The 12,775-nt window shown below is 52.2% G+C and carries 11 protein-coding genes; 9 read left to right on the top strand and 2 right to left on the bottom strand.

Annotated features, from left to right (window positions below):
- Window positions 1-660 precede the first annotated feature (660 nt).
- The gene (locus WG622_RS11520; RefSeq protein ID WP_339403722.1) at window positions 661-1,698 is read right to left on the bottom strand and encodes a LacI family DNA-binding transcriptional regulator; all 1,038 of its coding nucleotides are present in this window, start codon (window positions 1,696-1,698) and stop codon (window positions 661-663) included.
- Window positions 1,699-1,880: 182 nt separating this feature from the next.
- Between WG622_RS11520 and WG622_RS11525 the strand changes: the two genes are divergently transcribed.
- Window positions 1,881-3,116, top strand: coding sequence for an ABC transporter substrate-binding protein (locus WG622_RS11525; protein WP_209357472.1), 1,236 nt, complete (start codon window positions 1,881-1,883; stop codon window positions 3,114-3,116).
- Here the strand turns inward: WG622_RS11525 and WG622_RS11530 are convergent.
- Window positions 3,113-3,274, bottom strand: a complete 162-nt coding sequence (locus tag WG622_RS11530) for a hypothetical protein (protein WP_339403723.1) — start codon at window positions 3,272-3,274, stop codon at window positions 3,113-3,115. The genes WG622_RS11525 and WG622_RS11530 overlap by 4 nt on opposite strands.
- On the opposite strand from WG622_RS11530, the gene WG622_RS11535 reads away from it, so the two are divergent.
- The 8 genes from WG622_RS11535 to WG622_RS11570 are packed head-to-tail and all read left to right on the top strand — an operon-like array spanning window position 3,261 to window position 11,942.
- Window positions 3,261-4,130 carry a carbohydrate ABC transporter permease gene (locus WG622_RS11535; RefSeq protein ID WP_438839169.1) on the top strand — a complete coding sequence of 290 codons (870 nt, stop codon included), beginning with the start codon at window positions 3,261-3,263 and terminating at the stop codon, window positions 4,128-4,130. The genes WG622_RS11530 and WG622_RS11535 overlap by 14 nt on opposite strands.
- Window positions 4,123-5,061 carry a carbohydrate ABC transporter permease gene (locus WG622_RS11540; RefSeq protein ID WP_339403725.1) on the top strand — a complete coding sequence of 313 codons (939 nt, stop codon included), beginning with the start codon at window positions 4,123-4,125 and terminating at the stop codon, window positions 5,059-5,061. The genes WG622_RS11535 and WG622_RS11540 overlap by 8 nt, the downstream gene beginning before the upstream one ends.
- Before the next feature lie 48 nt (window positions 5,062-5,109).
- Window positions 5,110-6,213, top strand: coding sequence for an ABC transporter ATP-binding protein (locus tag WG622_RS11545; protein WP_339403947.1), 1,104 nt, complete (start codon window positions 5,110-5,112; stop codon window positions 6,211-6,213).
- A 25-nt stretch (window positions 6,214-6,238) separates the two neighbouring features.
- Complete coding sequence (locus tag WG622_RS11550; protein WP_339403726.1) at window positions 6,239-6,988, top strand: sugar phosphate isomerase/epimerase family protein; 750 nt, start codon at window positions 6,239-6,241, stop codon at window positions 6,986-6,988.
- 9 nt (window positions 6,989-6,997) lie between these two features.
- Window positions 6,998-8,116, top strand: coding sequence for a Gfo/Idh/MocA family protein (locus tag WG622_RS11555; RefSeq protein ID WP_339403727.1), 1,119 nt, complete (start codon window positions 6,998-7,000; stop codon window positions 8,114-8,116).
- A gap of 12 nt (window positions 8,117-8,128) precedes the next feature.
- Window positions 8,129-9,769, top strand: coding sequence for a glycoside hydrolase family 43 protein (locus WG622_RS11560; protein WP_339403728.1), 1,641 nt, complete (start codon window positions 8,129-8,131; stop codon window positions 9,767-9,769).
- Window positions 9,757-10,818 carry a sugar phosphate isomerase/epimerase family protein gene (locus tag WG622_RS11565; protein WP_339403729.1) on the top strand — a complete coding sequence of 354 codons (1,062 nt, stop codon included), beginning with the start codon at window positions 9,757-9,759 and terminating at the stop codon, window positions 10,816-10,818. Before WG622_RS11560 ends, WG622_RS11565 begins: the two co-directional genes overlap by 13 nt.
- The gene (locus tag WG622_RS11570; RefSeq protein ID WP_339403730.1) at window positions 10,815-11,942 is read left to right on the top strand and encodes a Gfo/Idh/MocA family protein; all 1,128 of its coding nucleotides are present in this window, start codon (window positions 10,815-10,817) and stop codon (window positions 11,940-11,942) included. Before WG622_RS11565 ends, WG622_RS11570 begins: the two co-directional genes overlap by 4 nt.
- Window positions 11,943-12,775 lie beyond the last annotated feature (833 nt).

Here is a 12,775-nt window from a genome sequence, read left to right on the forward strand (position 1 = left end):
GTAAAACAAAGCCGCCTGCGCTTCTTGTCTCGGTCCCATCATCACTCAATCCCCCGTTCAATATGGAAATTGAATCAGTGACTTCGGCCTCGATCAAGGGTGAGTTTTTCAACAGAATACGCCCGTTTAGTATATGAATCAAATTTTTTAGCTGAGCAAACGATCAAGGTTGTCTCATCGCGCTTTGCGAGAATTTCGTGATGTGCTTTTGTCCTACGTGGACTCTGTTCGTCGGTAGTAAGTTTGGAATTTGATGCTTTATGAACTTTGCGGTGATGTCCTAGAGCTGGGGAGGCTTAACTGGAACTGCCTCGCAATCAAAGGTTTCACAGATTTAAGGCTTTTAGAATTCTGATTGAATAGCGCGTACACTTTCGGTGGTGCCGACTCTAATTGGCAAATGTGGAGGTATAATTGTCGGAGGGACACCTCACTCCAGAAAGCGGCCTATGCCTATGAAGAGCTAAAGGAAACCGCGAAACTAGCGGTATTGGCAAGGGGGTTAAATCCAAGATTATTGACACAGCGCCAAGTCGAGCTCATCGAGCGCAAGTATCCTGTCGACAAATGAGTGATGGCAAAGTGCTATGGGTGGACCGAGTCAATTTGAGTGCGGGTCGACCAAAATTTTCTGAGGCAATTTGAGATGTCTAAACGTCGTCAGTCGACTGGTGATGGTGCTAATACCGCGGTACTTTCGCGTGTCTGTATTTGAACGTCCAGCTGCAAGATTCTGTCTGGTTTGCCGACACGCGCGCCCATTTGTGAAAGTAATTGCTCTGCTGCGGCGCGTCCAAGTCCTACCCGATTTTGCTTGATCGTAGTCAGCGGCGGATCACAAAACTCTGCGATTTCAATATCGTCAAAGCCAACCACAGAAATGTCGTTAGGTACTGAGATACCTTCACGCTTTAGGCCAGAAATAAGCCCGATTGCCACCATGTCAGAGGCGCAAAAAACGGCTGTTGGACGATCGTCCATTCCTGCAATTTCTTGTGCCGCGAGGAAGCCAGAGTTCAGCGAGAAATCACCTCGTATTATCCATTCTGCACAGGTTGGGAGGTTCAACTTTTGCCGGGCCTGAAGCATTCCCTCGCGGCGCTCGCGCGTTAGAACGTTGCCTTCTGGTCCTGTGATGTGTGCGATCTTTCGATGGCCGAGGTCGTATAAGTGCTGGATTGCCAACTTCGCACCCATAGCATTGTTGCTTCGAACCGAAGGGAAGTCGACGAGAGGGCTCCATTCACAGGCAAATACAATCCTGTCGTCGACGGAGTGATGCTTGAACAATTCCAGTTCGGAAATCGAAAGGGCGCCATCCAGAGAAATCAAACCATCGATCCGGCGGTCGAGGAAGTAGTCGACAAGATTCAGATCACGTTCCGATGGATCAGATGTGTCGGATACCAAAATCGAGAACTCTGTCTCTGAAAATACGGCCGAGATTCCCTGAAGAATTTGCGAAAAGAATGGGTTTCCGAGATTCGGCACGAGAATCAGTACAGCACCTGCTTGCTGCTTTCGCAGGTTTCTTGCAGCTTTATTTAGTCTGTATCCGGTTGCTGAAATGGCGTTTTTGACAGCGGTACGGGCATCTTCACTGACTTTATTTGGGTCTGAAAGCGCTCGACTCACTGTCGCAGTAGATACGCCAGCAACTCTTGCAACGTCTTGTACTGTAACCGCTTTTCTATCCAATGCTCAAAGCCTTCATAACTTATTTTCACGACCAAATTATTATAGTGTTGACATAGGGGCTACCAGTTAGATTATTTTTGTAATCGATTACAAGCAATCGTTTGTTTTGCCATGTAATCGATTACAAAGTGTTGCGCTCTAAATTGAGCGCTGGACCCGTGGGTCCGAAAAGGGAGGAAAAAATGAACATAATCCGGAACATTCTGGTGGGAACAACAGCACTGTGCGCAGCGACCGCTGTGACAGCTGCTGATCTCGAAGTTACTCATTGGTGGACGTCCGGCGGTGAAGCCGCTGCGGTGTCTGAATTCGCTAAGGCGCTGAACGAAAAGACGGAGCACAATTGGGTGGATGGTGCGATCGCTGGCTCCGGCGGTACGGCGCGGCCAATCATCATCAGCCGTATTCTCGGCGGTGACCCAATGCATGCCACTCAGCTGAACCATGGCCGTCAGGCAGAAGAGTTGATCGAAGCAGGATTGCTTCTCGACCTCACCGATGTTGCCGAAGCTGAGGGATGGAAAGATATCGTAAACCCGTCTTCACTGCTGGACAGTTGTACCGTGGATGGTCGCGTTTATTGCGCGCCTGTGAATATTCACTCCTGGCAATGGATTTGGCTGAGCCACAAAGCCTACGCTGACGCAGGGGTCGACGTACCAAGCAATTGGGACGAGTTTGTCGCTGCAGCGCCCGCGCTTGAAGCTGCTGGCAAGATCCCACTGGCGATGGGCCAACAGCCTTGGCAGTCCTCAGGTGCCTTTGGCGTGATGGCGATCGCAATCGCAGGCATTGATGCCTGGACAGCCGTCAACGTTGACAAAGATGCTGCAGTTGCAGGTGGCGCGGACTATGCACGCGTATTTGAAGCAGCCGCCAACGCGCGGACATTTGCTGCAAACTCAAACGTTCAGGACTGGAACCAAGCGACCAACCTCGTCATTACCGGCCAAGCAGGTGGTCAGATTATGGGTGACTGGGCGCAAGGTGAATTCGCCGTTGCAGAACAGACCGCAGGCGTAGACTACACCTGTTTGCCAGGCTTGGGTGTGAATGAGATCATCTCAACCGGCGGTGACGCGTTCTACTTCCCGAAACAGAACGACGCAGACATCGAGGCCGCTCAGAAAGAGCTGGCTGCACTGCTTCTTTCTCCTGAAGTTCAGGTTTCCTTCAACCTGAAAAAAGGCTCGCTGCCAGTGCGTGGCGACGTCGATCTGTCTGCAGCGAACGACTGTATGCAGAAGGGTCTCGAGATCTTGGCCTCCGGCGCCATCCTCCCAAGTGGCGATCAGACGTTGTCTCCGGACACCTCAGGTCAGATCGAAGACCTGATGGTCGAGTTTTGGAATGATCCGTCATACTCCGCGGCTGACGCGCAAGAGCGTTTCGCGGCGATCATTGCAGACGCTGACTAATCCACCGTTGGGTTCAGCTTTTCGGAGCTGAACCCGCGCTGACCGCCAATGTGTGGTCGCTTCAATACGTAGGTAATTTTCATGTCGATCACCGAGAATGCGTCCGTGCGACAGGACAGAAGTTCGCGAAAGCCGCCCAACCGCATGTTCAAAAACATGACAGCGAAGATCGCATCCATCCCTATGGTGTTCACTGCCCTGGTGGTTTTTATCGGCTGTACGGTCTGGACGATCTATCACTCCTTTACCCGATCCCGCCTGCTGCCCGCGCCTGACAAATGGGTGGGTTTGGATCAATATGAACGTCTGTGGAGCACGCGGCGCTGGTTGGTTTCGATTGAGAACTTGGCAATCTATGGGATCTGTTCGATGATCCTTAGCCTTGTGATCGGCTTTACACTGGCGGCTCTCTTGGATCGCAAAATTCGAGGGGAAGCAGTATTTCGCACGATTTTCCTCTATCCTTTCGCGCTGAGCTTTATCGTAACAGGCCTTGTGTGGCAGTGGATCTTGAACCCTCAGTTCGGCATTCAATCTGTCGTGCAGAAACTGGGGTGGAGCGGGTTTGCTTTTGACCCTCTGAACAACCCGGACATCGTGATCTATGGCATTCTGATTGCAGGGATCTGGCAGGGCTCGGGCTTTATTATGGTGATAATGCTCGCGGGTCTGCGTGGCATTGATGAGGACATATGGAAGGCCACGCGCGTCGATGGCATCGCGACCTGGAAGACCTATCTGGTGGTGATTATTCCTATGATGCGCCCGATTTTTGTGACCGCTTTGGTCCTAATCGCCTCGGGTATCATCAAAGTTTACGATCTTGTGGTGGCCCAAACATCGGGTGGTCCGGGCATCGCCTCGGAAGTGCCTGCCAAATACGTTATCGAAAAAATGTTCCAGTCACAGAACCTCGGTCAGGGCTTCGCAGCCTCGACGATGATGCTCGTCAGCGTGCTCATTGTTCTCATCCCATGGGCATATCTGGAATTCGGAGGAAAACGTCGTGATTAATCCGTCGACACGCCTCGAGGGTCCACGCGGCCCAAAGCCACGCAAGCGGTTGTCGCCCGCCAACATCATGCTCTACAGCACCTTGTTTGTGGCTTCAGTTTATTATCTGCTTCCGCTCTACGTCATGATCGTCACGTCTTTGAAAGGCATGCCAGAGATCCGTCTGGGCAACGTATTCGCCTTGCCTGTGGAGGTTACATTTGAGCCTTGGGTGAAAGCCTGGTCACAGGCCTGCACCGGCATCAATTGTGAAGGTTTGTCGCGCGGTTTCTGGAACTCTGTACGTATCATGGTTCCGTCGGTGATTATCTCGATCATCATCGCTTCGGTGAACGGCTATGCACTAGCGAATTGGAAGTTCAAAGGGTCTGAAGTGTTCTTCACTATTCTGATCTTTGGAGCCTTCATTCCATATCAGGTGATGATTTATCCAATCGTTATCCTACTTCGTGAAACTGGCGATGTCATCGCAGCGGCAACAGGTACCAACTTTCGTCTGATGGGAACGCTCGGGGGGCTTGTGATTGTTCACTCGATCTTTGGTATGCCGATACTGACGCTCTTGTTCCGCAACTACTTCGCTTCCGTTCCTGAAGAGCTGTTCAAAGCTGCGCGCGTCGATGGGGCAGGGTTCTGGCGGATCTACTTTCAGGTCATGCTGCCGATGTCGCTACCGATCTTTGTTGTTGCGATCATCCTTCAAGTCACTGGCATCTGGAACGACTTCTTGTTCGGCGTAATCTACACCAAGCCTGAAATCTACCCGATGACAGTACAACTAAACAACATCGTGAATTCGGTCCAAGGCGTCAAAGAATACAACGTAAATATGGCCGCGACTTTGCTGACGGGTCTGGTGCCGCTGGTGATCTACTTCGTCTCTGGAAAACTGTTTGTCCGCGGTATCGCCGCCGGTGCCGTGAAAGGATAAGTCATGGGAAAAACAACAACGAATGGTATCGAGCTCGACCCTGATTTGATGAAACAGGCTAAGCCCGTGCATCAGGATCCCAGCATCGAAATCAAGAACCTACATCTAAGTTTTGGCTCTGTCGAAGTGCTCAAAGACCTCAACCTTGAAATTGGCAAAGGTGAGTTTCTAGTTCTCTTGGGGTCATCTGGCTGTGGCAAGTCGACATTGCTAAACTGCATCGCTGGGCTATTGGACGTCACCGATGGTCAGATCCACATCGGTGGTCGCAATGTCACCTGGGAAGAACCCTCGGATCGCGGCATTGGCATGGTGTTCCAAAGCTATGCGCTTTATCCGCAAATGAGTGTCGAAGGGAATCTTTCGTTTGGCTTGAGGAATGCGGGCGTGCCGAAGGCGGAAATCGCTGAGCGTGTCGCACGTGCCGCGAAGACTCTGCAAATCGAGCCTTTATTGAAACGCAAACCCGCCGCTCTGTCGGGAGGTCAAAGGCAACGGGTCGCGATTGGCCGAGCCCTGGTGCGCGACGTTGATGTCTTCCTATTCGACGAGCCGCTTTCCAACCTCGATGCGAAATTGCGTGCAGATTTGAGAGTTGAAATTAAGCAACTGCACCAGACCCTCGACAACACAATGATCTATGTGACCCATGACCAGATCGAAGCTATGACTTTGGCTGACCGCATTGCGATTATGAAGGGGGGAAAGATTTTGCAACTCGCAACCCCCAATGAGATCTACAGCCGCCCTGCAAATAAGTATGTAGCGGAGTTCATCGGTTCCCCAACAATGAACTTCTTTAGCGGTGACCTCTCCAAAGGCAGCTTCACGTGCTCGGCAGGCGACTTTTCTACCGCCGGATATGAATTTGGCACTTCATCAGCAGACAACGGTGCGGCGTGGTTTGGTATTCGTCCCGAGCATATTCAATGTGGTGAGGAAGCATCCCTCAGTCCGATCAAACTGGAAAGCAAAGTGCAATTGGTCGAGCCATTGGGATCGGACACATTGGCCCGCGTGCTTGTTGGAGAGCATCAAATCTGGGTTCGTCTGGACGGACAGGCCGAACTCAGAACAGGGGATCCACTGACCATCGGGTTCTCTGCCGCTTTGGCGAACATTTTCAGCAAAACAACCGAAGAACGCCTATAGGGGCGAAGTATACAGGAAGACAATTATGAGTTTTTCGTTCCAACTCTATTCTGCACGGAACTTCACGCCTTGGGCTGATGTCATCGCAAGCATTGCTAAATTGGGCTACACGCAGGTCGAAGGCTTTGGCGGGGTTTATGAAAACCCGGCGGAGTTTAAAGACCTGCTAGATCGGCATGGATTGACTATGCCAAGCGGTCACTTCTTTCCATTGGCAAGCTGCGAGGATGAGTTTGTGATCTCGATCGCAGCGGCGAAGACACTCGGGATCCAAAAGATCTTTTGTCCTGCCCCCGATCAAGAATTGCAAAACGGGGCAACGCGTGCAGATTGGATTGCCTATGCTGCTCGTTTGTCCGATGTAAGCAAGCGCGTACAGGATGCAGGCCTCGCGTTCGGTTGGCACAACCACCATTGGGAGTTCATGCCTTTGGCCGACGGTACGTTGCCGATGAACATCCTGCTGGAAAACGCGCCGGATATCGAGTGGGAGATGGACGTCGCCTGGGTCATCCGAGGCGGTCATGATCCGATGCAATGGATTGCCGATCACGGGGCGCGGATTACCGCTGCACACGTTAAGGACATTGCTCCCGAGGGTGAATGCGAAGACGAGGACGGCTGGGCTGACGTGGGTCAAGGTACAATGGATTGGGCGGCATTGATCGCTGCGCTGAGGGCCCATGGCGTGACGCTTTTTGTGGCAGAACATGACAACCCTTCTGATGTGACCCGCTTTGCGACGCGGTCCATTGAAGCTTTCCGCACTTATTAAGAGGCAATTATGAGCAAAACACTTGGAATAGGCGTGATCGGTTGCGGCAATATCTCGGCGGCTTACATGCGACTGGCCCCGATGTTTGCAGGTATCGAAATGCGCGCCTGCGCCGATATGAATATGGATGCTGCAAAAGCTCGGGCTGAAGAATTTGGCTTGCGTGCAGAAACCGTGGACCGGCTTTTGGCCTCAGACGACATAGATATTGTCGTTAACCTGACCGTACCAAACGCACACCACGAAGTTTCAACGCGCATTCTTAAGGCTGGTAAGCACGCTTATTCAGAAAAACCATTTGTCCTGACCGTTGAAGAGGGGCAAAGCCTAAAGGCTCTAGCGGATGCCAAAGGGCTGCGTGTTGGATCGGCTCCAGACACGTTTATGGGCGGCGCGCATCAGTTGGCTCGATCGCTGATCGATGCGGGTGCTGTTGGGAAAGTTACCTCGGGCACGTGTTTTGTGCAAAGCCCGGGCATGGAGATGTGGCACCCGAACCCAGACTTTTTCTTCAAGCCCGGTGGCGGGCCAATTCTTGATCTGGGGCCTTACTACGTCTCGAACCTTGTTCAGCTTCTGGGGCCAGTAAAGCGCGTCGTCGCAATGTCATCCAAAGGGTCCGACGAGCGCACAATCACAAGTGAACCTCGAAACGGTGAGAAAATCGCTGTCGAAACACCAACGACTATTCACGCGGTTCTTCAGTTCAAATCAGGCGCGCAAGTGACCTATTGCGCCAGCTGGGATGTCTGGCAGCACGGTCATGCCAATATGGAGCTTTACGGAGAGACAGGAACCCTGCACGTGCCGGACCCTAATTTCTTTGGGGGTGAGGTGCGCATGACGGACAAAGAAACGTTCGTAAACGTACCCGGCTGGGAGCATCCTTTGTCTGTCGCGAATGATGGGCCAAATGCGAACTATCGCGCAGCTGGCCTTGCCGATATGGCGCAAGCAATTCTAGAGGATCGTCCGCATCGCTGTTCACTCGAGTTTTCGTTGCACGTCGTTGATGTGATGACAGCCATTCTCACGTCAGGCGAAGAAGGTCGTTTTGTCGAAATGACAACAACGTGCGAGCGCCCCGCGGCACTGTCCGCAACCGCAGCCCAAGCACTGCTTGCATAAGCGGGAGCGCCGATGATTCAGAATCCAATTCTTCGTGGCTTTAATCCTGACCCCTCGATCTGTCGGGCGGGCGATACCTACTACATCGCCACCTCGACATTCGAATGGTACCCTGGCGTACAGATCCATGCGTCTCAGGATCTCGCGAACTGGGATCTGGTGGCGCGCCCACTGTCCCGTGCATCACAACTGGACATGCGCGGAAATCCCGACAGCTGCGGTGTTTGGGCTCCGTGCCTAAGTTTTGCCGATGGGCTATTTTGGTTGGTTTACACCGACGTCAAACGTTTGGATGGAAACTTCAAGGATGCGCACAACTACATTGTTTCGGCTCCATCTATCGAAGGGCCATGGAGCGATCCAATCTACGTCAACTCGTCAGGGTTTGACCCAAGCCTTTTTCACGACGAGGACGGCCGGAAATACTTCAGCAATATGCAATGGAACCATGTCTCGAATTCTGTGGGTGGTCATCCCAAACATCCCGCATTTGACGGCATTCTTCTGCAGGAATGGGATCCGGAGCAGGGTTTGATTGGCCCAGTCAAAAATATTTTCGCGGGCAGCGCGCACGGTTTGACCGAAGCGCCGCATATTTTTAGACGCGGCGACTATTACTATCTCACAACTGCCGAAGGAGGCACGGGCTACGAGCATGCTGTGACACTGGCGCGGTCTCGCGACATTTGGGGTCCGTATGAGTTACACCCCAATACCTTTGTTATGACGGCAAAAGATGCTCCAGAAAATGCAATGCAGCGCACGGGGCATGGTCAGATGGTTGAGACGCCATCGGGTGAAGTCTTTCATACCTATCTATGTGGTCGTCCGTTGGAAGGTCTTTTCTCACCATGTGGTCGCGAAACCGGGATAGCGAAATGCAAATGGGGCGATGACGGCTGGCTGTACTTGGCTGACGGCGGATTGGCACCGCCAGAGCGCGTGACACTCGCTGAACCTGTAATAGTTCCAAAGAGAAAACCGGTGTCTTACGATCTCAGCGCACCAAAATTACCTAAAGACTTCCAGTGGCTTCGCACTCCCGACCATAGTCGCCTGTTTGAGATGACTGGCGACGCTCTGCGTCTGATTGGACGAGAAAGCCTAGGCAGCTGGTTTGAACAATCTCTCGTGGCACGCCGCCAAGAGGATCACACGTATACAGCGACCTGCCAATTGCAGAGATTTGACCCAACGGCGTACCAACACGGTGCTGGGCTGACGACCTACTATAATCGCCATAAATTTCACGCACTCACGGTGACATGGACAGAAGAACTTGGTCGCGTCCTAACGATCTTATCCTGTGCTGGAGATTGGCCCGACGGGCAACTCAGCTTTCCGTGTGCGCCCGTTGGACTGGGTGATGATGCGATAGAGCTTGGCGTTGAGGTAAACGGCAAGATGCAGCAGTTCTATTATCGAACATCTGGCAGCTGGCAGTCCATCGGGCCAGAGTTAGACGCTAGCGTTATCTCTGACGAAGGTGGTCGCGGAGAGCATGCTTCTTTTACTGGCGCTTTCGTCGGAATGTTTGCTTTTGACATCACAGGACAAGCACGAACTGCAGACTTCACAGCATTTACATATACACCGCAGGATTTGGCAGCTGCGAACACCACGAAAAAGAGGAGTTTACTATGCCAGGATTGATTAAAGGCCCTGCGCTCTTTCTCGCTCAATTTGCAGGGGACGATGCTCCCTTCAACTCTTTGGAGGCCATTTCGAAATGGGCGGCGGGTCTTGGTTACAAGGGCGTGCAGATCCCGACTTTTGATAAGCGCCTATTTGATCTCGATTTAGCGGCGGAAAGCGACAGCTACTGCGATGAGGTGAAGGGCATTTGTGCGGATGCAGGTGTTGCCATAACCGAGTTATCCTCGCATCTGCAGGGTCAGTTGATTGCAGTTAACCCAGCTTACGACACAGCCTTTGACGCTTTTGCGCCTGAACATGTAAAGGGCAAGCCAGCAGCGCGTCAGGCCTGGGCTGTGGATCAAGTGACCAAAGTTGCCAAAGTCAGCCGTAAACTAGGGCTTGATGTTTCGGTCAGCTTCACAGGAAGCCTTGCGTTCCCGTACCTCTACCCCTGGCCACAGCGCCCAGCCGGGCTTATCGAAGAGGCTTTTGCAGAACTTGGCCGTCGCTGGACGCCGATCCTGAATACCTATGAGGATAATGGCGTAGACATTGGCTTTGAAATCCATCCGGGCGAAGACGTTTTTGACGGAGCAACTTTTGAGATGTTTGTCGATGCCGTCAACGGTCATCAGCGTGCTCAGATCAATTATGATCCATCACACTTTCTCCTGCAGCAGATGGATTATCTCAGCTTTATCGACATATACCACGAAAGAATCTGCGCCTATCACGTCAAAGATGCCGAGTTTAACCCGGACGGTCGGCAAGGCGTCTATTCTGGCTATCAGCCTTGGCTCAATCGCGCTGGGCGTTTCCGGAGCCTGGGCGATGGGCAAGTTGACTTCAAAGGCATTTTTTCGCGTTTGGCGACGCATGGCTATGAAAGCTGGGCGGTATTGGAATGGGAATGCTGTCTGAAGTCTCCGGAACAGGGCGCAGCGGAGGGGGCTCCCTTCATCCGCGATCACATTATAGAAGTGACGGACAAAGCCTTTGATGACTTTGCAGGAGGCGAGGTCAACAAGGCGCAGATTAACAAGATGCTGGGACTGAAAAAATGACAAGACTGAAGCTTGGCATGGTCGGCGGCGGGCAGGGCGCTTTCATTGGAGCTGTGCACCGGATGGCAGCACGTCTCGACGATCAATGGGAGCTTGTCGCCGGTGCGTTGAGTTCTGATCCTGAGCGCGCTTTGACTTCATCACGTCAGCTTGGAATTTCCGACGACCGCAGCTACAGCAACTTTGCGGCCATGGCCAAAGCTGAAGCGGAACGAGCTGATGGAATTGACGCCGTTGCAATCGTGACACCGAACCATGTTCACGCGGGTCCGGCGATTTCATTTTTGAACCACGGCATCCACGTCATCTGCGACAAACCACTGTCTGCAACTTTAGATCAAGCACGCGACATCGCACATGCTGTGAAAGAGTCTGGCAAGTGTTTCGTTTTGACTCATAACTACACTGGATATCCATTGGTTCGCCAAGCCCGACATATGATCGCCGCAGGTGAACTGGGTGACATTCGCGTTGTTCAAGTTGAATACGCGCAGGATTGGTTGGCCGTGGAGCTCTCTAATAAACAAGCTGACTGGCGCACGGACCCAGCCAAATCTGGAGCGGGGGGATGCATTGGCGACATTGGGACCCATGCGATAAATTTGGCAACTTTCGTGACTGGCCTCGAAGTGAAAGAAGTTGCCGCTGACCTTGACGCTTTCGTCCCTGGACGGGGCTTGGACGACAATGCACAAGTGTTCCTGCGCTTCGGAGGTGGGGCCAAAGGAATGCTCTGGTCTAGCCAGGTGGCTGTTGGCAACGAGAACAATCTCACTTTACGGATCTATGGGAGCAAGGCGGGTATCGAATGGTCGCAAGAGAACCCGAATGTGCTGCTATTCACTCGTTTCGGCGAACCAAAACAGGTTTTGACGAGGGGTGGTCCACGAACGTCTCCTGCCGACACTCGTATTCCGTCTGGGCATCCCGAAGGATATCTTGAGGCCTTTGGAACTATTTATGCTGATGCAGCAAAACTCATTCGTGCTCATGAAATGAAATCTGACGCACCGCAAAGTGGTCCACTTCCCGACATCAATGATGGTGTTTTCGGGATGGCTTTTGTCTCGGCCTGTGTGAAATCTTCGGAAAACAATAGTGCTTGGGTGAAGGTCGATTCTTAGCAACATGCTTGGACAACATCACGATCTATTAGCGGTGGATCGCGTCGAGGGCTAAGTGCGCGATGGTTGTTCATTCAACAGCCTATTTCGCTATGTATATTTGTTGAGGCAAATTGCAGCGCGGCAGCTTTGTGCCCATAGCTGACAGCCAACTATGCTCGGAATACGCCAGCGTGGCGATAGTCCGGTTTGACGAGCAGCACCGCAGCATTGGGTAAAACGCATGAATGTCCGCTATGAGCCGAATGCGGCCGATAGCCAATCCTTGTTCAGCATACAAAGAACGATACAAACGTGTGACACGACAGTGACCGCGGACTACTAACAATACGGTAACAAGACTGCCTGGAGGTAGCCGAGTACCGTGCAACCAATTGAAAATGATGTCGATTAATTTTCGGAGATTTGGTGGAGCCTAGGGGGATCGAACCCCTGACCTCTACAATGCCATGGGCGCGGTTGAATCGTAAGAAAAGTAGATGCAAGTCTAGGAAAAGAGAGAATAAGACACTTAAATAGAAGTTCTAAATTCATCGGCAGCGTCCAAATGAATCTTAACAAGTGTGGATTGAAGTGAAATCTGTTTGAAACAGGTAATAGTGACCGACTGGTGACCAAGCCGCAATCGGTCCATACCTAACCTTGATGGCCTAGTGAAGCGCTGCAGTGCAGCTTCCCCGGACCGGACATTCCCCGCGCCTGCGATGTTTACGCGTATCCCGAGGTTTGAAAGGCGGACAAATCTACGTTTGTCAACGTGCGGCATTCTCATTGCGCATTGTCGGCAATGACTGGGAAGCAGATTTGGGAAAACTTGGCGGCCGGACCAAGGT

It is taken from the genome of Cognatishimia coralii (assembly GCF_037478305.1).
Lineage (GTDB): Bacteria > Pseudomonadota > Alphaproteobacteria > Rhodobacterales > Rhodobacteraceae > Cognatishimia > Cognatishimia coralii.